Below are 23,286 nucleotides of genomic sequence, written 5' to 3' on the forward strand. Positions count from 1 at the left end.
GTTCCTTTCACGTCATCAGGAAGTCTTGGGGGTGGTCGTCGCGTACGCGGGCCAGCAGGCCGGGCCCGACCACGACGCCGCCCTCGGCCAGCGCGTCGAGCACGACGCCGCTCAGCGGGGACGCGTCGGCGACGACGACGCGGGCCGCCGGCGCGACGCGGGCGAGCGTGGCGGTGAGGGCCGCGCGCATAGCCGGGTGCTCCGACGTGGCCACCGACCCGTTCAGCAGCACCGGCAGTTCGCCGGAGGCCAGGTCCACGCCGACGCGCCGCGCGCACCATTGCGCGTATTTCACGAATGCTTCGGCCTGCGCGGCCACGATGTCCCGGGCGACCGCGTCGCCGGCGCCGGCCACGGCGAGCACGACCCGGGAGGCACGCCACAGGTCGGTCGCGGGCCGCGCGCCGAACCGACGGGTGAAGTCGTGACGCAGATGCCAGCCGTCCGCGACGCCGAACAGCTCGCACAGTGCCTCGGTGAGGGCGGTCTCCGGGCCGACGCCCATCCAGGCCTGGCAGACCGCCTTGAGCGCCTCGCTGCCGAGCCCGCCGCCGCCGAGGTGGTCGAAGACGAAGAAGCCGGAATGCTCCTCGCGCCCGTCCTTGGCCCGGGCGGCGACGGCCGGACCGGTGCCGACGGTGATCGACACGGCGACGCCCGAGCCGTCGAGCAGGCGCAGGGACGCGTACGCGTCGTTCTTGACGCTCCAGCGACCCAGGTCGCCGAGCCGCTCGCGCACGTGGCTGTCCCAGAACTCGGCGTCCTCGGGATAGTCGACACCGGCGATCCGGAAGGCGGCCGACGCGACGTCCTCGGCTGCCGTGCCGGCGTCGGTGAGGGCGGCCTTTACCGCGCCGAAAACCGCGTCGAGCGCGGAAGGGACGCTCGACGCGCCGTAGATGTCGCCGTTGCCGCCCCGGCCGCGGCCCAGGACGGCGCCCCCGGCGTCGGTGACGAGGGCGACCGTCTTGGAGTTTCCGGCGTCGACCGCCAGGTAGGCGCTCCTCACTTGAGCAGACGCTCCGGCAGGTAGGCGCGGTGCGCGTACGCCATCTCGTCGTAAAGCTCCTCGGCCACGGCGAGCGTGGGCACCATCGGGTTGGCGGCCAGAGCGCGGATCCCGTCGGCCCGGTCGCCCTTCCAGGCGGCGTCGGCGGCGAGGTACTGGAACTCGGCCAGTTGCTGCACGAGACCGCGTACGGAATGGGGAAGTGGCTTTTGGGGTAGCGGGCGAACGCCCTGACCGTCGACGGTGCACCACACCTCCACGACGACATCCTCGTCGAAGCCGGGCAGCGCGCCCCCGATGTTCGGCAGGTTGACCGGCAGGCGGGAGCTGCGGTCGTTGTAGTACGCGCTCATCACGTCGATCGCCAGCTCGAGCTCGTGGATCCCGCCCCGGGACCGAGCCGGGTCGAGCGAAGGAACGTCGGCGAGCATCTGCTCCTCGTAATGCTGCCAGTACCCCGGCAGCGCGGCGAGCAGGTCCTCGGCCCGCGTGGTGGGCTTGGCCTGCGACTCCCGAAGCACCTCCTCGCGGAAGTAGTAGTACTGGAAGTAGTCGGCGGGAACCGACCGCATGACGGTCGCCAGCCGCAGCATCCGCTTCGCGTGCGGGTCGAGCGTGGGGTCGTCCTTGCGCGCCGCCCACGCCGCGTCGAGCAGCGGCATGAGGTCCTGACCCTCGTACGTGTGCTCGTAGGACCAGCAGTTGTGGTTGACGCCCGCCATGACGACGTTCGCCTTGGCCGGGTCGAGGCCGGCCGCCTTGAGCACGGTGTTCGGGAACGTGATGGGACCCTCGCACATCGACCAGATCGTGCGGTCGGTGAACCGGGTGACCGCCTGGGAGACGATGTTCACCGGGTTCGTGTAGTTGAAGATGACCGCGTTCGGCGCGACGGCGTCGAGGTCGCGAATGATGTCCTCGTAGATGTGGATCGAGCGCAGCGCCATGAAGAAGCCGCCCGGTCCCTGCGTCTCCTGGCCGATGACGCCGTGCTTGAGGGGGATGCGCTCGTCGAGCGCGCGGGCCGCGAAGTCGCCCGGGCGGAAGCTCGCGAGGACCGCGTCGGCGTCGGTCAGCGCGGCGCGGCGGTCGGTGGTCGACGAGATCCGGATGTCGAGGCCCTCCGCCTTCGCGATCTTGCGGGCGATGGTCTCGACCGCGTGCAGGCGGTCCGGGTTGACGTCCTGGATGACGATCTCCGAGCCGTCGAACTCCTTGCCGTGGGCCAGGATCGACGCCATGGTCCCCGCGCCGCGGGACGATCCGCCGCCGATGTAGACCAGCTTGATGGCTGCCATGTGGTTCTCAGTTCCCTTCGAAAGCCGCGCGATCGGCGATGAGCGTGGGGTTCTTGCATTCGACGACGATGGTCGCGGGCCAGTCCGGCTCGTAGGCCTCGGCTGCGGCGATCCGCCGGTACGCCGCGTGTTTGTGCGCGCCGCACACGATCATGATCACCTCGCGGGACGAGGCGGCGATCGTGTCGACGCCGACGGTCACTCCGTGGGTGGGCACCATGTCGAGGCGGGTGAACTCGGGGAAGGTGCCCATGTTGTCGCGCCGGGTCGGCTCGCCGAGCGGCGTGACGTGGGTGCGCGCGTCGCGGGGCGTGCCGGGCTGGTTGAACGCGATGTGCCCGTCCCCGGCCCCGGTCGCCAGCAGGAACAGGTCGATACCGCCGGCCGCCGCGATGATCTCGTCGTAGCCGCCCGGATCGGCCGGGTCGGGCACCCAGATCTCGATGGGCGCCCCCAGGGGCGCGACGATCTCACGCTGCGCGAAGCCCAGGCACGAATAGGACAGTTCCGGCGCGACCCGGTTGTGGCCGTCGGGCGCGAGATAGTCGTCCATCATGACGATGACCAGCCGCGACAGGTCCACCCCGCGCGCGGCGTGCCGGGCCAGGGCCCGGTAGACCGGCATCGCGGTGCGGCCGCTCGGGCAGCCGAGCAGGAAGGGCCGGCCCTCATTCGCGGCCATCCGGTCGAGGATCGTGGCGGCGACCTCGTCGCCCACGGCGTCGGCGTCGGGCAGCACGATGGGTTGCAGAGACACGTGTGTTACTCCTTGATCGCGCCGGCCAGCATTCCGGAGATGAATTTCCGCTGGAAGGCGACGTAGAGGACGAGCACGGGCGCGGCGACGATGAGCCCGCCGGCGGCCATCAGGTTGATCTGGGTGACGTACCGGCCCTGGAACACGCCGAGCGCGACGGTCGCCGTCTGGTTCTCCCCGTGCAGGAACACCAGGGACAGGAAGTAGTCGTTCCAGGTCCACATGAAGCTGAGCAGGATCAGCGTGTAGATCGCGGGCCGGGCCATGGGCGCGGCCATCGACCGCAGCATGCGCAGCGCGCCGGCGCCGTCGAGCTCGGCCGACTCGAACGCCGAGCGCGGCAGGGCCCGGAACGCGGCGCGCATCCAGAAGATGCCGAACGGCACGCCCATGCCCAGGTGGACGAGGATGATGCCGGGCAGCGTGTTGGTCAGGCCGAACGTCCGGAACTGGTAGTACAGCGGGACGATGATCGCCTCGAGGGAGATCATCATGCCGAGCAGCACGATCGGGAACAGCACCTTGTCCCCCACCACGCCCAGCACGCCGAACGCGTACCCGCCGAGCAGCGCGAGCAGCACCTGGCCCGCGACCACGCAGACGGCGATGATCATGGAGACCGTCATCGCCCGGGCGAAGCCGGCGTCGTGCCAGGCGGTGGAGAAGTTCCCCCACGCGAAGTCACCGACGCCGACCGGCTTGCCGGAACGGTCCGGGCTCAGCGCCGCGACGACGAACGTGCCGACCGGGAAGAGCACGACCACGGCCAGGATCGTGAGCACGACGTAGTTGACGGTGCGTTCCACCTTCGAGATCACGGTCAGTCCCTCTCCGAGACGCGGGTGATGACGACGGCGATGACCAGGCACAGGGCCGCCATCACGACGCCGATCGCCGCCGCCAGCCCGACCTGCGGGTTCTGGAACGCGGCCTTGTACAGGGCGACCGCCGGGGTCAGCGTCGACGTGCCCGGACCGCCGTGCGTCGTGATCCAGACGAGGTCGAACGTGCGCAGCGCCGCGGTGATGGTCAGCGTCAGCGCGACGGCCAGCTGCCCCCGAAGGCCTGGAAGGGTCACCGCGAAGAACTCCCGCACCGGACCGGCGCCGTCGATCCGGGCCGCCTCGTACAGCTCGGGCGCGATCGCCGACGTACCGGAGATGAACAGCACCATGCAGAAGCCGAAGGTGACCCACGTGCCGATCAGGCCGAGCGCCGGCAGCGCCCAGGTGAAGTCGCCGAGCCAGGTCTTCGCGAGCGAGTCGAGCCCGACGGCGCGCAACGCCGTGTTGAGCGGGCCGTCCGGCGCGTAGATCCGCTTGAAGACCAGGGCGATGACGACCGACGTCATGACCTGCGGCAGGAAGAAGATCCAACGGTAGACGGCCATGCCCGGCTGCTTCGCCCGGGTGAGCAGCGCCGCCGACAGCAGGCCGAGGACGATCGGCAAAAGAGCAAAGAAACCGATCAGCACGAGTACGTGCCCGAGCGTCGAGCGAAGGACCGGGTCGGTGACGAACGACCGGTAGTTGTCCAGCCCCACGAAGGTCGAGGCGCTGACTCCGTCCCACTTGTAGAACGAGTACTGCACCGACTGGGCCAGCGGGACGAGCACGACGAGCCCGTACACGGCGAGCGGCAGGGCGGCGAAGCCGAGGCCGATCCACCGTGTCCGGCGCCGCAGGGGGCGGCGCCGGACATCCGCGTCGCGTGTCTCGGCCGGCGTGGCCGGTCGCGCGGTGACGACCACGGTCAGCCCTGCCCCGCGAGGAACGTGTCCCGGTCCTTGTCGACGGCCGCCGTGAACTTGTCGGGCGTCATCTTGCCGGCGTACACGAGCTGGAGGTTCTGGCCGAGGGTGTCGAGCATCGTCGGGCTGGACCAGTCGAAGTACGGCACGTAGCCGTCGTTCTTGTCGAGGGTGGCCGCGCCCGCCGACTCACCGGTCAGGCTCAGCGACGAGGCCGGCACCTTGACGTCCGGCGACATGGCCGGGACGAGGCCCTTGTCCGCGGCCATCTGACCGGCCTCGGGCGACATCAGGTAGTCGAGGAACGCCGCGGCGACGTCCGGGTGCTTGCTCTTCGCCGAGATCACCATGGCGCCCGGGGCCGCGCCCACGCCGACGGTGCCGCTACTGCTCTTCTGCGGGAGCTGGATGTAGCCGAAGTGACCCTGCTGCTGCGCGTTGAGCCCGAGCGAGCCGGTGTACTCCCAGCGGAACACGCCCTTGCCGCCGACGAAGTTGGCGACCGCCGTCTGGTAGTCGATGCCGTTGAACTTCGGCGGGAAGAAGCCCTCGTCGGCCCACTTCTTGGTCAGCGTGATGGCGTCGGTCATCGCGACGTCGGTGGCCTTCACCGTCGAGTCGCCGTAGATGTAGTCGTTGAGCTTCTTCTTGTCGGCCAGCAGGGCCTGCAGCCCGAGGAGCACCGTCGTCGAGCCGTCGAGGCTGCCGTACTCGAACGGCACCTCGCCCGCCGCCTTGGCCTTGGCGGCGTCGGCCTCGAGCTCGTCGAGGGACGTCGGCGGGTTGATCCCGAGCTTCTTGAGCTTGTCGGCGTTGTAGTAGAGGCCGATCAGCGACGTACGCGCCATCGGCGTCGAGAACCACGAGCCCGAGCCCATCGTCTTGAAGTCGGTGGTGAAGGTGTTCTGCCGGGTGATCGTGGTCGGGACCTTCTTGTCCCAGCCGTACGCCTTGGCGTACGCGTCGAGGTTGAGCACCAGGTTGCCCTTGGCCAGGGTGCCCAGCGACTGCCAGCCGTTGTTGGCGGTCGCGATGTCGGGGCCGCTGTCGTCCTGGAGCTGCAGGTTGAGGGTGGAGTTGAGCTGACCCCAGTCCTCGGTCGTCCGCGCGATCTTGACGTTCGGGTACTTGGTCTGGAAGCCGGTGATCACCGACTTGATCCACTCGCCCTCGGCCGCGCCCCAGAAGTCGGTCAGCTTCAGGGTCACGTTGCCGGCCTTGGCGACGTCGGTCGAGACGGTGCTCGGGGCGTCGGTCTTGTCGGTCGAGCCGCTTCCGGGCGAGCAGGCCGCCAGGCTCAACGCTACGGCCGCCGCAACTCCCGCTTTATGAAATCTCATCTTCACTCCGATTGTGTCGCCGGTGTTACGGACACTAGATGGTCCTATACCAGTTAGTCCAGTACCGAACCACAAATTGCTACTGGTCCACCCAGCGGTGAAACTGGTACGCTGCCCGCGTGACGACTGGGACCGCCTCGACACAGGCCTACGAGCAGCTGACCCGCGATCTCACCGTCGGCCGCTACGCACCCGGCGCCCGGCTGCCCGGCGAGCGAGACCTGGCCGCCCAGCTCGGCGTCAGCCGGGCGACGCTGCGCCTGGCGCTCGGCCGCCTCGAGTCCGAGGGGGTTTTGCAGCGGTCGGCGCAGCGCGGCTGGTTCGTCCCGACGCAGGTGCTGAGCGAGCCGCCGAGCACCCTGCAGTCGTTCACCGAGATGGCCCGGGCCCGCGGCCTGCGCCCCACCGCCCGCGTCATGCGTCAGGAGGTGCGGCCCGCGAGCATGGACGAGGCGGCCAAGCTGCGCATCGCGCCCGCCGCGCCGGTCATCGAGATCGACCGCCTGCGCGGCATGGACGGCACACCGGTCTGCTTCGACGTCGTCGTCCTCCCCTCGGCCCGGGCCGCCGCTCTCCTCGGCGCCGACCTCACCGACGCGTCGCTCTACGACGTGCTCCGGCAGACCTGCGGCATCGAGGTCCACCGCAGCGCGTACACGTTGATGGCCGAAAGCGCGGACGCGGAACTGGCCCGGCTCCTGGGCATCACCGCCGGCGCACCGGTTCTGGTGGGCGACGAGGTCGCGTACACGTCGGACGGCACGCCCGTCCTCATCGGACACAACAAATACCGCGGCGACGCCTACCGCTTCGAGGCCGACCTCTTCCGCCGCGCCTGACCGGGTGCGAGGATCCCTCGATGCGGCTCGATCTCACGGCACTGCGCAAGAGCTTCCGCGGCACCGTCGTGTCCTCGTTCGACCCCGGCTACGAGGCGGCCCGGGTGCTGTTCAACACCCGGATCCGTACGCGGCCGGCGGTGCTGTGCCGCTGTGCGGACAGCCAGGACGTGGTGACCGCGATGCGCTTCGCCCGCGAGGCGGGGCTGCCGGTGGCGGTGCGCGGGGGCGGCCATCACGCGAGTGGACTGTCGCTTGTCGACGGCGGCGTGGTGATCGACCTCGGCGGGCTGCGGACGGTGGCCCTCGACCGCGAGGCCGCCGTGGTCACCGCGGGCGCGGGCGCCGGGTGGCGTGAGATCGACCGGGTCACGTACGCCGCGGGCCTGGCCGCGCCCGGCGGGGAGTGCCCGACGGTCAGCAACGCGGGATTCAGTCTCGGCGGCGGGTACGGCCTGCTCAGCCGGGCGTTCGGGCTCGGCTGCGACCACATCGCGGAGGCCGAGTTCGTCGACGCCGGCGGCCGGGTGCTGCGGGTCACCGAGGACGAGCACCCCGATCTGCTGTGGGCGCTGCGTGGCGCCGGCGGGGCGGGCCTCGGCGTGGTGACCAACCTGCGCTACCGGCTCGACAAGGTGCTGGCGACCATGGTCGGCGGCTTCATCAGCTGGCCGATCGACCAGGCTTCGTCGGTCCTCCGGTTCTACCGTGACCTGTACGCCGACCGCGACGACGAGCGGCTGGCGCTGTGCCTGCTGCTCAGTGCCGATCCCTCCCCCGAGATCTCGATGTACGGGCTGTACATCGGGCCGGTCGGCGAGGCGGCGACGGCCCTCGCGCCGGTCCGCTCGTTCGGCAAGCCGTCGATGGACACGTTCGGCGAGATGTCCTACCTCGACATGATGCATGCCCTGGGCGAGGAGATCCCGTACGGCCTGCAGTCCCGCTGGCGCGGCGGCTACTTCCAGGACCGGGGGCTCGACGACGCCGCGATCGACATCATGCTCGAACGGTTCGCGCGCGTGCCCTCCGCGTACTCGATGATTCGCTTTGATCTTCTGGCCGGTGGCGCCGTCGCGCGGGTGCGGCCCGATGCGACGGCGTTCGTCCATCGGTCGGCGCTGCACTACGTGTCGGTGATCTCGCTGTGGCAGGAGGACGCGGAAACCGCCGCCAACATGGCCTGGGCCGATGATCTGGCCGATGCGCTGCGGCCGCACCTGACCGGCGAGGTGTACCAGAACTACGCCGACAGTTCGCTGGAGGACTGGCCGAGCGCCTACTACGGCGCCAACTATCCACGCCTGCAACAGATCAAGCAGCGGTACGACCCGGACGATTTCTTCCACCACGCCCAGAGCATCAGGCTCCCGTAGTCAGGCGGAGGACGCCCTCCCGGAAAGCCTCCCCGGCCTCGTCCAGGGACATCCGGGCGGCGGCCACCTCCTGCGCGGCGGCGTGTCCGAGAGCGACGATCGCCGCGATCTGCCAGCTGAGCGGCCGGCCGTCGTCGAACTGGCCGTCGGCTCGGCCGCGCTCGAGAATCCGGACCAGGAGCCCGGTGATGGGCTGATGGCGGCCCGGTTCGTCGGCGGCGGGGGGCCGGCTCACGGCCTCGGTCAGCAGGATCGGGTAGCGGGCCAGCACCTGCCAGGAGGCGTCGACCCAGCGGCCGAGGGCGTCCGGCGGCGCCAGGCCGCCGATGTCGAGCCGATCGAAGACGGCAATCGTCTCGCCGGTGACGTGCTCGAGAATCGCGGAGACGAGCGTGTCCCGCGACGGGTAGTGCGCGTACACGGTCTGGCGGGCCACACCCGCGGCCGCGGCGATCTCGGCCATGTTTGCCTGTGGGCGCCGGGCGAGCAGGTCGATCGCCGCGGTCAGGACGGCGGCCCGGCTGCGCTCCCCGTCGGCGCGCGGGCGCCGTTGCCGGCCCGGTAAGTCAGACATGGTTGTCAAGGCTAGCCGAGGTCGTTATCTTTGACACGAGTGTCAGAGCTAGAGGGGGAAGCCATGACCGGTCTGCCGGGCACCGATCTCGCCGCCTATCTGCGGCGCTACCCGTGGGAGGTCACCTTCGGCGAGGAGGATCCGGCCGTGGTCTTCGACCGCTACCACGCCCCGGGCTTCGTCCTGCACAACGACGGCACCCCGCTGGACCGCGAGCGGCTGATCGCTCATGTCGCGTCGGGGCGCAAGCGTGCCGCCGAGGTGCGGGTCGCCGTCCGGGACGTGGCCACCACCGGCGACGTGGTCGCGGCGCGCTACGTGCTGACCGCGGTCATGCGCAAGGGCGAGGTGATCGACACCGAGATCTTCATGTTCGGGCGGCTGGCCCCGGACGGGCGACTACGCGAGGTGACGCAACTGACCCGGCGCTGAGCGACGGCGCGGCGCATGTCAGGCGGCTGCCTCCCACTTGTCCAGCTCGGACAGGCGGGCCTGCAGCGACGCCCGGATGGCCGCGACCGCGTCGGCGCCCACCGCCAGGCGCAGCGGCGGCTCCGCCATGGTCACCGCCGCGAGGATCGCGTCGGCCACCCGCGCGGCGTCGCCGAACGCCGACGGCGGGAGCTGCGAGAAGTCGCGGAGGAACTTCCCGACCGTCGGGGCGTACGCCTCCGCGGGCGCGACCACGTGCAGCGCGGTGGCGAACTCGGTGGCGAACAGGCCGGGCTCGACGATCGTGACCCGGACCCCGGCCGGGGCCAGTTCCTGGGCCAGCGCCTCGCTGAGCAGCTCGACCGCCCCCTTCGACGCCGAGTAGAGACCGGACGACGCCCACGCGAACTGACCGTTCAGGGACGAGACCTGCACGATGCGCCCTTTCGACGCGCGCAGGGCGGGCAGGGCGGCTCGCAGGACGGCCAGGTTGGCCAGGACGTTGGTGTCGAACAGCGCGCGGGCCTGGGCGTCGCTGATCTGCTCGACCGGCCCGAACAGGCCGTAGCCGGCGTTGTTGACCAGCACGTCCAGTCCGCCCGCGGCGGCGATCGCGGTGCTCAGCGTCTCCTGCGCGCCGGGCGCGGTGATGTCCAGCTTGATCGGCGTGACCCGGGCGCCGGCCGGCGACTCCGCGGCCAGCTCGGCCAGCAGTTCCCCGCGGCGGCCCACGGCGATCACGTGTGCGCCTCGGGTCAGCGCGCGCTCCGCGACAAGCTTGCCGAACCCGGAGGTGGCGCCGGTGATCAGCCAGTTCTCTGACATGGGATGACTCCTTGCAACTCGTGGTGTCACTCCATCAATCCACGCGGCGGGAGCGCCCAAGGGGCCGAGAATGGCCCTCCGAGGGCTACCCAGGCGAACGGTTCGGCGGTTTGCCGAAGGGCACCATGGAGCGATGGCGCACAACGACGAGCTGAGCGAGTTCCTGCGCGCGCGGCGGGCCGCGATGACCCCGGAGTCCGTGGGCCTGCGGTCGCCGGCCGGGCGGCGGGTTCCCGGGCTGCGCCGCGAGGAACTCGCCTCGCTGGCCGGCGTCAGCGTCGACTACTACACGCGGCTCGAGCAGGGCCGGCCGATCACCCCGTCGGAGGCGGTGCTCGACGCGATCGCCTCGGCCCTGCGACTCGACCCGGCCGAGCGTGCGTACCTGCATGCCGTCGCCCGGCACTCGCCGCCCTCCCGGCGGCACACCACAACCAAGCCCCAGTCCGTACGGCCCGGCCTGCTCGCCCTGATCGAGCAGCTGGGCGACACGCCGGCCTTCGTGCTGGGACGGCGCACGGATGTGCTCGCGGCCAACCACCTGGCCCGGCTCGTGCTGGCGGATTTCCGGGCCATGCCGGCCCGCGATCGCAACGCCGCCCGCTGGCTGGTCCTCGACGAGGGGGCGAGATCGCTGTTCGGCGACGACTGGGAACAGGTCGCCTCCGACATCGTCGGGACGCTGCGGATGGACGCCGCCCGCCATCCCGACGACCCGAAGACGACCGCGCTGGTCGGTGAATTGTCCGTGAAGAGTAAGGACTTCTCCCGGTGGTGGGCCGACCAGAAGGTGGTCGAGTTCAGCTCCGGGAGCAAGACGCTGCACCATCCGCTCGTCGGCGAACTGGTGCTGGAGACCGAGGCGATGACCTTCCCCGGCGACCCGGACCAGCTGCTGATTGTCTTCCTCGCCGCGCCGTCGTCGCCGTCGCGGCACGCACTGGACCTGCTGGCCACCTGGACCCGGCGAGGCTGAGCCGGGAAGAACCCGGTCCGGTTTCGCGACCGGAGTCGTCCGAACGTCGGAGTGGCCGGTTCGCTTTTGGCTTGCCGCTGCGGTACGGTCGTGGGGTTGCAGTTTTGATTTTCCTAAGACGTTTTTGACGCCTGCTGGGTTTATCTGGTGCCCCGGCAGGCTTTTTTATTTCGTCGTATCTCCGGGGCGATCAACGCGGCGACGCGGGGTTCGTAAGGTGCGAACCTCATCGATCGGCAGGGAGAAATCATGGCCACGGGTACCGTCAAGTGGTTCAACGGTGACAAGGGATTCGGCTTCATCACGCAGGACGACGGCGGCAAGGACGTGTTCGCGCACTTCTCCGCGATCGTCACCTCGGGATATCGCACCCTCGAGGAGAACCAGCGGGTGGAGTTCGATGTCACCCAGGGTGCGAAGGGGCTTCAGGCGGAGAACATCCGCCCGCTCTGACAGTACGGCCCGGCCCTTCCCCAGAGAATCGCCGGGCTAGGCGGCGGCCGATCGTCCATGGTTGCAGATCCGCGACATCCGTGTGATCTCCCGGGACGGTCGGCCGTCTCCGGCTCACCCCCTGCGGACGCAGGCGTACAGTGACAACTGCCGCTCCAGACCCCGGTGGCTGCAGTCCGCCGCGGCGGGCCAACCCAAGAGAGCGGACAATGATCATCTCAAAGGATGCGATTCTCGCTGTTCTCCGACAACGCGGCCAGCACGCCCGGGCCGAGTTCGTCGACCGTGAACTGCCCGATCGCATCGACTCCACCCAGCACGGCGGTCTGCTGGCCACCCTCCACCTCGATCTGGCCGAGCTGGCCGAGCACACCTCCCCGTGAGAGTCGGCCTCCTGGGGCCGGTGGCATGGCGGACTCCGCCGCGTGACTACGGGCCCTGGGAGCAGGTGACGGGTCTGCTCGCGGAAGGACTCGTGGCGGCCGGGGTGGATGTGACGCTTTTCGCCACCCTGGATTCGGTCACCGCGGCCGAGCTCGACGGGGTGTGCCCGCGCGGGTATGCGGACGACCCGTCGACGGACGGCCGGATCGCCGAGGCGATGCACGTCTCGCACGCCCTGGCCCGGTCGGGCGACTTCGACATCGTCCACAACCACCTCGACTGGCTGCCGATCGCCTTCGCCGACCACTGCCACGCGCCGCTGGTCACGACCGTGCACGGCTTCTCGAGCCCGAAGATCCTGCCCGCCTATCGAGCGAGCCGTTCGTCGTTCGTGTCGATCTCGGACGCCGACCGCAGCCCGGACCTCGACTATGTCGCGACGGTGCACCACGGTGTGGACGTCGACGGGCTGCCGTTCGACCCGGCCGGAGGCCCGGGGCTGGTCAGCTTCGGCCGGATCCACCCGGACAAGGGCACCCACACGGCGATCGAGATCGCCCGGCGGGCCGGGCGGACCCTCACGATCTGTGGCATCGTGCAGGACGAGCGGTACTTCACCGAGCGGGTCGCGCCGCACATCGACGGCGACCGCGTCGTGTTCCTCGGTGCGGTCGGACCGCAACGCCGCGGCGAGATCCTCGGCCGGGCGGCGGCCCTGCTGCATCCGATCGACTTCGACGAGCCGTTCGGTCTGTCGGTCGTGGAATCGATGATCTGCGGCACGCCGGTCATCGCCTACGAGCGCGGCTCCATGCCGGAGGTCGTCGACGAGGGCGTCACGGGCTACCTCGTGCGCGACGTCGATCAAGCCGTCGCGGCGGTGGGCGCGCTCGGGGCGATCGACCGGGCCGGTTGCCGGGCGCACGCCGGCCAGCGCTTCGGCGCGGGCCGGATGGTCGCCGACTACGTGGCCGTCTACGAGCGGCTCATCGGGAGGCACGGGGACTGAGCCCCGCTCCCCGCACGAATGCGCTCTCCGCACGGCCGGGCCATCGAGGCGCCGGCCCGTTCGCCTGCCACACACGCCGGCAGGTCGACGCCGTAACCGCGTGAGGTCTGCCGACGCTTCACCCCGCGGCCGGCCGATGACCGGAAGGCACGGCACATGACGATCAGATTCGGATTCCTCAGCACTCACCCGCCCACCCGATGCGGGCTGGCGACCTTCAACTCCGCGCTCGCCGCCCATCTCGGCGAGGCCGGCGCCGCGGGCGGTGTCGTCCGCGTCACCGCGAGCGGCGACGATCCGACGCCGGAGCCGGGCGTGGTGCACACCTGGTCGGCCACGACGCCGGTCGGCTGGCGCGACAGCGCCGAGGTGCTGAACACCTACGACGTGGCCATCGTCCAGCACGAGTACGGCATCTACCCCGGCCGCGACGGCGGAGAGGTTCTGTCCCTGCTGCACCGTCTGACCGTGCCGAGCCTCGTCGTCCTGCACACCGTGCTCACCCACCCCTCCCCCTCGCAGAAGTCGCTGCTGGAACAGATCGTCGCCGCGGCCGGCGCGGTCGTCACCATCACCGCGGCCGCGCGCGACCGGCTCCTGCTCGGCTATGTCGTCGACGCCGCGAAGGTCTCCGTGATCCCGCACGGCGCCTCCGGCTTCACCGGGGCGCCGATCCGGCCGAACCCCCAGCCGCACCTGCTCACCTGGGGTCTGCTCGGGCCCGGCAAGGGCATCGAATGGGCGCTGCGTGCCCTCGCGCCCCTGCAGAAGCTCAAGCTCCCACCCGTCTACACCGTCGCCGGCCGGACACACCCCAAGGTGATCGAGCAACACGGCGAGGCGTACCGGGCGAGTCTGCACCGGCTCGGCGCGACCCTCGGCGTCGCGCACCGGGTGACCTACCGGTCGGAATACCTCGACGACCTCGCGCTCGGGGAGCTCATCCGCTCCGCCGACGTCGTGGTGCTGCCGTACGACTCCACCGAGCAGGTCACCTCCGGCGTCCTGGTCGAGGCGGTGGCGGCCCGGATCCCGGTCGTCGCGACCACCTTCCCGCACGCCGTGGAGCTGCTCACCGACGGACCCGGCCTGCTCGTGCCGCACCGGAACCCGGCCGCCCTCGCGACCGCCGTCCGGCGCATCCTGACCACCCGCGGCCTCGCCGCCACCCTGCGCGAACGCGGCGGTGCCGCGAAGCCCACGCCGCGGTGGCCCGCCGTCGCCGAGCGGTACCGCGCGCTCGCCGAGACACTGGTCGCCGAGGCCCGGCCGGTCGCCGGGGCCTGGAAGTGACCACCACCAGGACGACCATCGCCGCATCGGCCCCCGTCCGGGCCGTTCCGGCCCACACCTTCACCCACCTCGTACGGCTCACCGACGACACCGGGCTGCTCGAACACGCCCGGCATGCCACACCCCGCCGCGAGCACGGCTACTGCACCGACGACGTCGCTCGCGGCCTCGTCGTCACCAGCCGCGAGACCGACCCGTCGCCGGAGGTTCTGCGGCTCGCGGAGACCTATCTGGCCTTCCTCACCCACGCGCAGGACGGCCAGGGCGCCTTCCACAACCGGCTCGGATTCAATCGGAGCTGGACCGACCAGCCCGGTCTCGGCGACTGGTGGGGACGAGCTCTCTGGGGCCTGGGGACGGCCGCCGCCCGGAGCCCGGCGTCCTGGATCCGCGAGGAGGCCGACCTGGCCTTCGTCCGCGGGGCGTCCTGCCGGTCCGCCGATCCGCGGGCGATGGCGTTCGCCGCGCTCGGCGCGGCCGAACTGCTCCGTGCCGATCCCGGTCACGAGCCGGCCGCCGGTCTGCTGTCCGACGCCTTCGCGGCCATCGGCGATCCCGGATCCGACCCGCGCTGGCCGTGGCCGCACGACCGGCTGACCTACGCCAACGCCGTCCTCGCCGAGGCCGTCATCGTCGCCGGCGACCTCCTCGGCCAACCGGCGATCCGCACCGCCGGTCTGCGGATGCTCCGGTGGCTGCTGGACATTCAGATCAGCGACGGCCACCTGTCGGTCCTGCCGTCGGCGGGCTGGCAACGGGGCGGGCCCCGGCTGCGGCACGATCAGCAGCCGATCGAGGTGGCCACCCTGGCCGACGCCTGCGCCACGGCCGCCACCGTCACCGGTGACCACCATTGGCGGCGGGGAGTGCAGCTTTGCGTCGCCTGGTTCCTCGGCGACAACGACGTCGACGCCGTCATGTGGGACCCGGGGACGGGCGGCGGCTACGACGGGCTGACGCTGCAGGGACCCAACCTGAACCAGGGGGCGGAGTCCACCCTCGCCCTCATCTCGACCCTCCAGCGCCGTGGGTCAGTAGTGCTCGATGATCTGGACGGCCGGTAGGAGCGGAACACGCGGCGGGTCGGCGTCGCCCGGGTCGGCCGTCCCGAGCCGCAGCACAAGGTAGGGAAAGCCGGCGCCGGCGATCATCGCTCGCAGGGCCTGCCGGGTGGCGCCGATCTCGATCGGGGCGCTGTGCGGCAGGACCGAGACGCCGTACGCGGTGGCGGTGAGCCAGCCGGCGGAGAGCGCTTCGCCGGCCCGGAGCCAGTCGAGCGGTTCATCGGCCCGGCCGTGCAGCACGACGAACGTGGCGGCCCGATCCCGCCGGGCGGTGATCGGGAAGTCGCCCGGGTTGCCGGACCGGGCCGGCTCGGCCGGGCCCGTCCAGTAAGTGAGCTCGGCCTGCCAGGCGGTGTCCGCGGCCGGGCCGCGTTCGACCTCGGCGGCGGCAGTGGCCAGCTCGAGGAGTTGCCCGGGAAGCATGCGGTGCAGCCGGGTGTCCTCTGCCTCGACCGCGGTGGTGATCGCCGCCAGGGCCGCCGGGCCGACCGGTGTCTCGGCGACCCGGCGCCGCTCGGTGTGCCGCGACGGGATCATGCGCAGGAGCGTGGCCGAAGCGGGATCGGCCGGCGCCCTCCGGTGGACGTGCAGCCGGGCCAGCAGATCACGGTCGGCGCCCTGGAGCATCCGGGTCACGGCGATCTGCCAGCCTTGCGCGGCCATCGCCACGCGGGCGTGGTGCAGGGCGACCCCGCAGCTCAGCGTGGCCAGCCGCGCGTCGGGGTCGGAGCTGCCGAGAACCCGGCTGCGAACCAGATGCAGGTCGAGCGTGCTGCCCGTGAGGCGCCACCGCCACGGCTGGGTGTTGCGGATCGACGGGGCGTATCCGGCCGTCGCGGCCGCGTCGGCCAGCGCCCTAGCGGCGGTCTGCGTGTCGGTGGGGTGGGTCAGGGCGTCGATGTCCATGATGCGTCCTTGCCGTCTAGGTCGTGCTGGCCGGATCGGGCCGGCGCGGTCCGGGCGGGGCCGATGGTGTTTGTCGTAGGTCCATCTCCGGGGCGGTGCTCGCGCCGGTCGCCACGCTGTCCTGGTCGTCGTCGGTGCTCTCGGTGCCCGGCGGCTCCCGGTCCGGGGTGGGTTCCCCGCCCGGATGACTGACCAGGTAGCGGACGGCGGTGTTGACCACCGCCAGCAGCGGTACGGCGACCAGGCCCCCGACGATGCCGGCGGCGAGGACGCCGACGGCGATGGCGAGGATGACCGCCAGGGGGTGCAGCGCCACCGCACGTCCCATGATCAACGGCTGGAGGACGTGGCCCTCCAGCTGCTGAACGGCGATGACGACACCGAGGACGATGAGCGCCTTCACCGGGCCGACGGTGACGAGGGCGACGAGGACGGCGACCGCGCCGCTGAGGGTGGCGCCGACGACCGGGATGAAGGCGCCGAGGAACACCAGCGCCGCCAGCGGCAGCGCGAGCGGGACGCGCAGGATCGCCAGGCCGATGCCGATCCCGACGGCGTCGACGAAGGCGACCAGGACGGTGGCGCGCACGTAGGAGACCAGGGTGTGCCAGGAGTAGTACCCGGCCCGGGCGGCCGGGATGCGGGCCTTGCGCGGGAGCAGCCGGCAGAGGAAGGTCCAGATCTGACCGCCGTCGCGCAGGTAGAAGAAGAGCGTGAACAGCACCAGGAAGAAGCCGGCCAGGACCTCGCCGAGGGTGGTGGCGGTGCTCAGCGCGCCGGAGGTGAGCGCGCCCTGGTTGTCGGTGATCGATTTCTGCAGACGCTCCAGGACGTCGCTGAGCTGGGCCTGCGAGACGTGCAGCGGGCCCTGCGCCAGCCAGCTCTGCATCTCCTTGAGACCGTCGGAGACCTGAGCGCTCAGATTGTCGAGTTGCGAGATGAAGGTCTGCACGATCAGCGTGAGGCCGCCGAACACCACGATCAGGCCGGTGACCAGCACAAGCCCGGCGGCGAGCGAGCGGTTCATCCCCCGTTTCCGCAGGCCGGCGGCGACCGGCTCGAACATCGCGGCCAGCAGCAGGGCGACGACGACCGGGATGACCACCACCCGTAGCAGGCTGACGACCCGGATGAGCAGGTAGGCGGCCGCGATGAACAGGATGATCCGCCACGCCCAGGCGCCGGCCGTACGCACGCCGCGCGGAAGCCCGTCGTCGACGGAGGGCGAATGCTCGACGAGCATCACCGTCGAGTCCGCGTCGCCCAGTTCCGGGCCGGCGGTGAACGGCGGGGGCGTGCGGTCGTTGCGGGCGGCGGCGAGCCGTGCTCGCGCGCGCCGGCGTGCGGTGTCGACCCAGACCATGGGCATCGCGCGGCTCCTCTGAGTGCGGCTGGTGAAGACCGGCCGCGAGGTCCGGGCGGCCGCCGTGAGCCGCCCTCGAAGCGGCCACGGCATCGGCGTGGATGCTGGTGGATACCCCGCCGGTGACCGGGCAAAACACCGGCAACCGCCCCGTTATGGGCGGACGCCGGCCAGCCGGGTCATGACGTGCTTGGGCCGGGTGTATTCCAGCAGCCCGGCCATCGACAGGTCACTGCCGTAACCGGAGCGGCCGGTGCCGCCGTGCGGCATCTCGGACACCGTGGTGGCGTGCGTGTTGATCCAGACGATGCCGGTGCCGAGGTCACGCGCGGCGCGCATCGCACGTTCGTGGTCGTCGGTCCAGACGCTGGCGGCCAGGCCGTACGGGGTGTCGTTGGCCAGGTGGAGGGCCTCGTCCTCGCTGTCGAACGGCTGCACCGTCATGACCGGGCCGAAGATCTCCTCGCGGACGATCTCGTCGTCCGGCCGGACGCCGGCCACCACGGTCGCCTCGTGGAACCAGCCGGGCCCGTCCGGGGCCGAGCCGCCGCCGGCGATCCAGGCGTGCGGGGGCAGCCGGTCCAGCAGCCCGCGCACGCGCGCGAGCTGGGCGGCATTGTTGAGCGGGCCGAACTCGACGGAGGCGGCGGCCTTGACCAGCGAAGCCACGAAGGCGTCGTGGATCCCGCGCGCGACCAGGACCCGGCTGGGTGCGGTGCAGTCCTGCCCCGCGTTGTAGAAGCCGGCCGCGGCGAGATCGGCCGCCGTCGACGAGAGGTCGGCGTCCGCGTACACGATCGCCGGGGCGTTGCCGCCCAGTTCGAGATGCAGCCGTTTGAGGCCGGCCGACCGCGCGATCTCCTCGCCCGCGCGCGGGCTGCCGGTGACCGCGACCAGCCGGGGCACGGGGTGCTCGACGAGCGCCCGGCCGGTGTCCCGGTCACCGCAGATCACGTTGAGCACGCCGGGCGGCAGCACCGAGGCCGCGATCCGGGCCAGCAGCACCGCCGAGGACGGCGTCGTCTCGGCCGGCTTGAGCACGACGGTGTTGCCGGCCGCCAGCGCCGGGGCGATCTTCCAGACCGCCATCATCAGCGGGTAGTTCCAGGGCACGATCTGCGCGCAGACGCCGATCGGCTCGCGGCGCAGCATCGAGGTGAAGCCGTCGGTGTACTCCCCCGCCGGCACGCCGGGCATGGTCCGGGCCGCCCCGGCGAAGAACCGCAGCGGATCGACGACGGCCGGCAGCTCGTCGGCGGTGAACAGACTCACGGGCTTGCCGGTGTCGCCGACCTCGGCGTCGACCAGAGAGGCGGCCTGTTCCGAGACCAGCGAGGCCAGCGCCAGCAGCGCCTCCTGGCGGCGGAGAGGCGTCGTCCGCGACCACGCCGGGAACGCGCGCGCCGCGGCCCGGCACGCGAGATCGACGTCGGCGGCGGAGGACAGCGGCGCGCGGCCGTGGACCAGGCCGGTCACCGGGGACACCAGCGACGACGAGGAGAAGCCGGGCACGTCCCGTCCGTCCACGTGGTTCAGCAGGTCAGCCACGCCGCAGCGCCTCGCGGGCGGCAGTCCGGCCGGTCCGGACCGCGCCCTCCATGTAGCCGGCGACCCACTGGTCGGAGCCGCAGACGTAGAACGGCGGCTCGTGCGTCCCGTGCGGCGGCCCGACCGCCATGACGTCACCGGGCGCCCACTGCGTCACGTACCCCTGCGTCCATGGATCGGTGCCCCAGAAGCGCAGGTAGGCGGCGATCGGTTCGGCCGGGCCGTACATCCGCGTGACCTCGGCGAGCAGCTCGGAAATGCGCAGCCGGGGCGGGATGCCGAGCAGCACGGCGTACCGCTCCGGCGGAATCAGCGCGGAGAGCACCCCCTCGCTCTGGGGCCACGTGCTGCCGAGCACGCCCTCGCACTCCGACAGCCCGTTGCGGCCGAGGTCGCGCCAGAACGGCCGCGGATACGCGACGGCCAGCTTGGCGGCGAGGGCGTTGCGCTGCCGATGCAGCGACGACAACCGGGCAGAAGAAACCCCATCCACGTGTACGCCCCGCAGCGGCCCCACCGGCAGCGCGCTGACCACGGCCGACGTCGTCAGCTCCTCGCCGGACGCGAGCGTGACCGTGCAGCCGGAGGGCGCGATCCGGACGGCGGCGACCGGCGCGCCGGCGCGGACCTGGACGGATGCGGCCAGACGCAGGGCGACGGTGGCCGAGCCCTCCGCCACCCGCAGCCCCTCCCAGTCGTCGTATTCGTAGTGCCCGGCGCTCGGCACCGCCGCGCTCTTGCGCAGCTCCGACAGCAGGGAGATCCGGTCGTACGACCCGCCGGCCAGCCCCAGTTGCCCGATCTCCCAGAGGCGCACGACGCCCTCGGTCGCGCCCGCCTCGCGCAGCCATGCGGAGACCGGCAGCCGGTCAAGGCGGTCGGCGTCAGGATGCGACCACGGATCGTCCGGATCGACCGTCTTCGCCAGCGCGACGAACGCGGCGGTGACCTTCTCGTCGGAGGCGACATCGGCCGGCGTGAACCAGCCCGGACGCCCGGCACTCACCGACGAGGCGGTCGAGTAGACGATCTCGCCCGGCTCGGCGACATAGCTCGGCACCAGGGACAAACCCAATTCCGAGACCAGACCGAGGTACGCCGTGTGGCCGCGCCCCACGACCTCGCCGCCCAGCTGCACGAGCCGTCCGTCCGGCAAGGTGGCCTGGTCGACCCGCCCACCGACCCGGTCCCGGGCCTCCACGACCAGCACGTCGGCGCCGCCGAGCATCAGGTCACGGGCGCACGAAAGCCCGGCCAGCCCCGCGCCGAGCACGATCACGTCGTACGTCATGCGGTCTCGCAAAGCAGCAGGCAGTGCTCCGGCTTCCAGGCCAGGTCGATGATCTCGCCGCCGGTCCAGCGCTCCTCGCGGCGGGAGCGGTCGATGTTCTGCTCCAGCACCGACAGCTGGACGCCCGGGGCGATCTCCACCAGGTACGTCGTCGTCGCGCCGGAGTAGACGGTCTCGCGCAGTGTGCCGCGGATCTGGACCATCCCGTCCTCGAAGTCGGACAGCCAGATCTTCTCCGGCCGCACGGCCGCGCCGACTCGCGAGCCCGCGGCGAGCCCCAGCCGGGACGGCACCGGAAGGGACACCCCGCCGGGCAGGGTCAGCCGGCCGTCGGCGTACGTGCCGGTCATGACGTTCGAGGTGCCGATGAACCCGGCCACGAAGGCGTCGGCGGGCCGCTCGTACACGTCCTCCGGGGTGCCGACCTGCGCGACCCGGCCGCCGTTCATGACGGCGAGCCGGTCGGACATGGTCAGCGCCTCGTCCTGGTCGTGGGTGACGAACACGAACGTGACACCGACCTCGCGCTGGATCTGCTTGAGCTCGACCTGCATCTGGCGGCGCAGCTTCAGGTCGAGGGCGGCGAGGGGCTCGTCCAGCAGCAGCACCTTGGGCCGGTTGACCAGGGCGCGGGCCAGCGCGACCCGCTGCCGCTGACCGCCGGAGAGCGTGCGCGGCCGCCGGTTCGCCATTCCGGTGAGCTGGACGAGGTCGAGCATCCTGCCGACCCGCTCCCGGCGCTCGTCGCGAGGGACGCCACGGCGCTTGAGGCCGAACGCGACGTTGTCGGCCACCGAAAGGTGCTCGAATACGGCGTACGACTGGAAGACGGTGTTGACGTTTCTTTTGTTCGGCGGCAGGTAGGTCACGTCCTCGCCCCCGAGCAGCACCGAACCGGAGTCGGGATCGGCGAAGCCGGCGATCATGCGGAGCGACGTGGTCTTGCCGCAGCCGGACGGGCCCAGCATCGCGAAGAACTCGCCGGGCCGGATGTCCAGCGTGACGTCGTCGACCGCGACCGAGCTGCCGAAGCTCTTGGTGATGCCGTCCAGCCGGACGGCGGAGGTCTCACTCACAACGACTCCGTTTCAGAGGAGCTGGCTCAGGCTCTCCCGCCGGCCGAACAGGCGCGGGACGAGCAGGGCGAGGCCGATCAGGGCGATGGAGCCGATCAGCATGAGGGTGCCGACGGCGTTGATGGTGGGCTGCACGCCGAACCGGATCGCCGAGTAGATCCGGACCGGCAGCGGCTGCGGCGTGACGCCGGTGGTGAAGTAGGCCAGCACGAAGTCGTCGAAGACCATCGCGAAGATCAGGATGGCGCTGGCCAGGATCGCCGGCAGCAGCGCGGGCAGCGTGACCAGCCGGACGGCCTGGAAACGGCTGCAGCCGAGATCCATCGCCGCCTCCTCGACCTCCGGGTTGAGCGCCGCGACCCGCGATCGCAGGATCACCGTGACGTATGAGATGGAGAAGGTGACCTCGGCCAGCATCACGGTGCCGGACGACAGCGGCAGCCCGACGCCCTTGAAGAGCATCGCCGAGGCCACGCCGGTGACGATCTCGGGTGTGATCAAGGGAATCAGCAGGACCAGCCCGGCCGCCGAGCCGAGCTTGCCGCGCGAGCGCACGATGCCGAGGGCGAGCGCGACGCCGAGCACGATCGAGCCGATCATCGCGACCGCCGAGATGCGCAGGCTGAAGCCGAGCGAGCCGATGAGGTCGTGGTCGGCGAAGAACGCCCGGTACCAGCGGAGGCTGAAGCCCTTGAAGACGGTCAGCGACTTCTGCGAGTTCAGCGAGAAGAGCGCGACCACCACGATCGGCAGGTACAGCATCCCGAAGAACGCCACGGTGACGGCGATGGCGAACCAGGGTTTACGTCGCCTGGAAAACGCGCGCCTCATCGGACCGCCTCCTGTTCGTCGCGCCGGCTCCGCCGCAGATATCCGGACAGCCCGACGACCAGCAGCGCCATCAGGAGCACGGTCAGTGCGCAGCCGAGCGGCCAGTTCTGCCCGTCGAAGAACTTCTGCTGGATCAGGTTGCCGATCATGATCTGGTTCGGGCCGCCGAGCAGCTGGGCGCTGACGAAGTCGCCGGTGGCCGGCAGGAACACCAGGACCAGCCCGGCGAGCGCGCCCTGCCGGGTCGACGGGACGGTGACGAACAGGAACGTGCGCAGCGGCCCGCCGTAGAGATCGCGCCCGGCCTCGATCAGCGAGACGTCCATCCGCTCCATCGCCGCGTAGAGCGGAAGGATCATGAACACCACGAACCCGTAGACCAGCCCGGCCACCACGCCGAAGCCGGTGTTGAGGATCGTCAGCGACGGCGGCGCGCCGAGTGCCCGGGCGGCCCGCAGCACCGGGCCGTCGTCGGCCAGGACGGTGGACCAGCCGTACATCCGGACCAGGTAGTTGGCGAAGAACGGGACCACGATCGCGGCGATCAGCGCGTGCTTGTACCGCCCGCCGTGCAGGGCGATCACGTACGCCACCGGGTAGGCGATCAGCAGGCAGATCACCGAGGCGAGGCCCGCGTAGACGAACGATCGGAAGATCACTTTGGCGTACGCGGGCTCGCCTAGCTGGGCCCAGTTCGCCAGCGTGCTGCCGAAGTGCGGATTGCCGAGGTCGTCGGTGGTGCCGAAGGACAGCGCGACGGTGAGCAGCAGCGCGGAGAGGAAGAAGACCGACATCCACACCGTGCCGGGCAGCGTCAGCGCGCTCCAGAGCCGGGTTCTCCGGCGCTTTGTCGGCCGGTCCTGGCGCACCTCCGGCTCCCGGGTGAGCACGG

At 71.2% G+C, this 23,286-nt stretch carries 24 protein-coding genes; 9 read left to right on the forward strand and 15 right to left on the reverse strand.

What is annotated here, in order from left to right:
* Nucleotides 1-7 precede the first annotated feature (7 nt).
* From A3CQ_RS62745 to A3CQ_RS0114165, 6 genes are read right to left on the reverse strand one after another with little or no spacing between them, the layout of a single operon-like run.
* On the reverse strand, nucleotides 8-1,009 hold the full coding sequence (locus A3CQ_RS62745; RefSeq protein ID WP_020511592.1) for a BadF/BadG/BcrA/BcrD ATPase family protein: 1,002 nt from the start codon (nucleotides 1,007-1,009) through the stop codon (nucleotides 8-10).
* Entirely contained in the window at nucleotides 1,006-2,307 is a 1,302-nt protein-coding gene (locus A3CQ_RS0114145) for a family 4 glycosyl hydrolase (protein ID WP_020511593.1), read from the reverse strand. The genes A3CQ_RS62745 and A3CQ_RS0114145 overlap by 4 nt, the downstream gene beginning before the upstream one ends.
* Nucleotides 2,308-2,314: 7 nt before the next feature.
* A complete protein-coding gene (locus A3CQ_RS0114150) occupies nucleotides 2,315-3,064 on the reverse strand; it encodes a 6-phosphogluconolactonase (RefSeq protein ID WP_020511594.1) in 750 nt (249 codons plus the stop codon).
* Between the two features lie 5 nt (nucleotides 3,065-3,069).
* Nucleotides 3,070-3,882 carry a carbohydrate ABC transporter permease gene (locus tag A3CQ_RS0114155; RefSeq protein WP_020511595.1) on the reverse strand — a complete coding sequence of 271 codons (813 nt, stop codon included), beginning with the start codon at nucleotides 3,880-3,882 and terminating at the stop codon, nucleotides 3,070-3,072.
* 2 nt (nucleotides 3,883-3,884) lie between these two features.
* The gene (locus A3CQ_RS0114160) at nucleotides 3,885-4,814 is read right to left on the reverse strand and encodes a carbohydrate ABC transporter permease (RefSeq protein WP_020511596.1); all 930 of its coding nucleotides are present in this window, start codon (nucleotides 4,812-4,814) and stop codon (nucleotides 3,885-3,887) included.
* Between the two features lie 2 nt (nucleotides 4,815-4,816).
* A complete protein-coding gene (locus A3CQ_RS0114165; RefSeq protein ID WP_157295833.1) occupies nucleotides 4,817-6,154 on the reverse strand; it encodes an ABC transporter substrate-binding protein in 1,338 nt (445 codons plus the stop codon).
* 119 nt (nucleotides 6,155-6,273) lie between these two features.
* Between A3CQ_RS0114165 and A3CQ_RS0114170 the strand changes: the two genes are divergently transcribed.
* Together A3CQ_RS0114170 and A3CQ_RS0114175 are read left to right on the forward strand one after the other, a co-directional pair.
* On the forward strand, nucleotides 6,274-6,993 hold the full coding sequence (locus A3CQ_RS0114170; RefSeq protein ID WP_020511598.1) for a GntR family transcriptional regulator: 720 nt from the start codon (nucleotides 6,274-6,276) through the stop codon (nucleotides 6,991-6,993).
* A 20-nt stretch (nucleotides 6,994-7,013) separates the two neighbouring features.
* Complete coding sequence (locus tag A3CQ_RS0114175; RefSeq protein WP_020511599.1) at nucleotides 7,014-8,369, forward strand: FAD-binding oxidoreductase; 1,356 nt, start codon at nucleotides 7,014-7,016, stop codon at nucleotides 8,367-8,369.
* On the opposite strand, the gene A3CQ_RS0114180 is transcribed toward A3CQ_RS0114175, so the two are convergent.
* Nucleotides 8,356-8,943, reverse strand: a complete 588-nt coding sequence (locus tag A3CQ_RS0114180) for a TetR/AcrR family transcriptional regulator (RefSeq protein ID WP_020511600.1) — start codon at nucleotides 8,941-8,943, stop codon at nucleotides 8,356-8,358. The genes A3CQ_RS0114175 and A3CQ_RS0114180 overlap by 14 nt on opposite strands.
* 63 nt (nucleotides 8,944-9,006) lie before the next feature.
* Here A3CQ_RS0114180 and A3CQ_RS0114185 point away from each other — a divergent pair, with 63 nt between their 5' ends.
* Nucleotides 9,007-9,375, forward strand: coding sequence for a nuclear transport factor 2 family protein (locus A3CQ_RS0114185; protein WP_020511601.1), 369 nt, complete (start codon nucleotides 9,007-9,009; stop codon nucleotides 9,373-9,375).
* Between the two features lie 18 nt (nucleotides 9,376-9,393).
* On the opposite strand, the gene A3CQ_RS0114190 is transcribed toward A3CQ_RS0114185, so the two are convergent.
* Nucleotides 9,394-10,200, reverse strand: a complete 807-nt coding sequence (locus tag A3CQ_RS0114190; protein ID WP_020511602.1) for an SDR family oxidoreductase — start codon at nucleotides 10,198-10,200, stop codon at nucleotides 9,394-9,396.
* Between the two features lie 133 nt (nucleotides 10,201-10,333).
* On the opposite strand from A3CQ_RS0114190, the gene A3CQ_RS0114195 reads away from it, so the two are divergent.
* The 6 genes from A3CQ_RS0114195 (at nucleotide 10,334) to A3CQ_RS0114220 (ending at nucleotide 15,379) form a co-directional block, all read left to right on the forward strand.
* Nucleotides 10,334-11,176, forward strand: a complete 843-nt coding sequence (locus A3CQ_RS0114195) for a helix-turn-helix transcriptional regulator (RefSeq protein ID WP_020511603.1) — start codon at nucleotides 10,334-10,336, stop codon at nucleotides 11,174-11,176.
* A gap of 249 nt (nucleotides 11,177-11,425) precedes the next feature.
* A complete protein-coding gene (locus tag A3CQ_RS0114200) occupies nucleotides 11,426-11,629 on the forward strand; it encodes a cold-shock protein (RefSeq protein WP_020511604.1) in 204 nt (67 codons plus the stop codon).
* A 209-nt stretch (nucleotides 11,630-11,838) separates the two neighbouring features.
* Complete coding sequence (locus tag A3CQ_RS61665) at nucleotides 11,839-12,012, forward strand: hypothetical protein (protein ID WP_169516275.1); 174 nt, start codon at nucleotides 11,839-11,841, stop codon at nucleotides 12,010-12,012.
* Nucleotides 12,009-13,022, forward strand: coding sequence for a glycosyltransferase family 4 protein (locus A3CQ_RS0114210; RefSeq protein WP_026205688.1), 1,014 nt, complete (start codon nucleotides 12,009-12,011; stop codon nucleotides 13,020-13,022). Before A3CQ_RS61665 ends, A3CQ_RS0114210 begins: the two co-directional genes overlap by 4 nt.
* 156 nt (nucleotides 13,023-13,178) lie before the next feature.
* Nucleotides 13,179-14,315: a glycosyltransferase gene (locus tag A3CQ_RS0114215; protein WP_020511607.1), complete on the forward strand. Its 1,137-nt coding sequence runs from the start codon at nucleotides 13,179-13,181 to the stop codon at nucleotides 14,313-14,315.
* On the forward strand, nucleotides 14,312-15,379 hold the full coding sequence (locus A3CQ_RS0114220) for a hypothetical protein (protein ID WP_020511608.1): 1,068 nt from the start codon (nucleotides 14,312-14,314) through the stop codon (nucleotides 15,377-15,379). The genes A3CQ_RS0114215 and A3CQ_RS0114220 overlap by 4 nt, the downstream gene beginning before the upstream one ends.
* On the opposite strand, the gene A3CQ_RS0114225 is transcribed toward A3CQ_RS0114220, so the two are convergent.
* From A3CQ_RS0114225 to A3CQ_RS0114255, 7 genes are all read right to left on the reverse strand, one after another.
* Nucleotides 15,347-16,285: a nitroreductase family protein gene (locus tag A3CQ_RS0114225; protein WP_020511609.1), complete on the reverse strand. Its 939-nt coding sequence runs from the start codon at nucleotides 16,283-16,285 to the stop codon at nucleotides 15,347-15,349. The genes A3CQ_RS0114220 and A3CQ_RS0114225 overlap by 33 nt on opposite strands.
* A gap of 16 nt (nucleotides 16,286-16,301) precedes the next feature.
* Nucleotides 16,302-17,654: an AI-2E family transporter gene (locus A3CQ_RS52770; RefSeq protein WP_245577223.1), complete on the reverse strand. Its 1,353-nt coding sequence runs from the start codon at nucleotides 17,652-17,654 to the stop codon at nucleotides 16,302-16,304.
* 147 nt (nucleotides 17,655-17,801) lie between these two features.
* On the reverse strand, nucleotides 17,802-19,196 hold the full coding sequence (locus A3CQ_RS0114235; protein ID WP_020511611.1) for an aldehyde dehydrogenase family protein: 1,395 nt from the start codon (nucleotides 19,194-19,196) through the stop codon (nucleotides 17,802-17,804).
* Complete coding sequence (locus tag A3CQ_RS0114240; RefSeq protein ID WP_020511612.1) at nucleotides 19,189-20,487, reverse strand: flavin monoamine oxidase family protein; 1,299 nt, start codon at nucleotides 20,485-20,487, stop codon at nucleotides 19,189-19,191. The genes A3CQ_RS0114235 and A3CQ_RS0114240 overlap by 8 nt, the downstream gene beginning before the upstream one ends.
* Nucleotides 20,484-21,563 carry an ABC transporter ATP-binding protein gene (locus A3CQ_RS0114245; protein WP_020511613.1) on the reverse strand — a complete coding sequence of 360 codons (1,080 nt, stop codon included), beginning with the start codon at nucleotides 21,561-21,563 and terminating at the stop codon, nucleotides 20,484-20,486. Before A3CQ_RS0114245 ends, A3CQ_RS0114240 begins: the two co-directional genes overlap by 4 nt.
* A gap of 12 nt (nucleotides 21,564-21,575) precedes the next feature.
* On the reverse strand, nucleotides 21,576-22,394 hold the full coding sequence (locus A3CQ_RS0114250) for an ABC transporter permease (RefSeq protein ID WP_084699062.1): 819 nt from the start codon (nucleotides 22,392-22,394) through the stop codon (nucleotides 21,576-21,578).
* Complete coding sequence (locus A3CQ_RS0114255) at nucleotides 22,391-23,284, reverse strand: ABC transporter permease (protein WP_051115243.1); 894 nt, start codon at nucleotides 23,282-23,284, stop codon at nucleotides 22,391-22,393. Before A3CQ_RS0114255 ends, A3CQ_RS0114250 begins: the two co-directional genes overlap by 4 nt.
* Nucleotides 23,285-23,286: the final 2 nt, after the last annotated feature.

Origin of the sequence: Paractinoplanes globisporus DSM 43857, from assembly GCF_000379645.1 — a bacterium.
In the GTDB taxonomy this organism is placed as follows: domain Bacteria; phylum Actinomycetota; class Actinomycetes; order Mycobacteriales; family Micromonosporaceae; genus Actinoplanes; species Actinoplanes globisporus.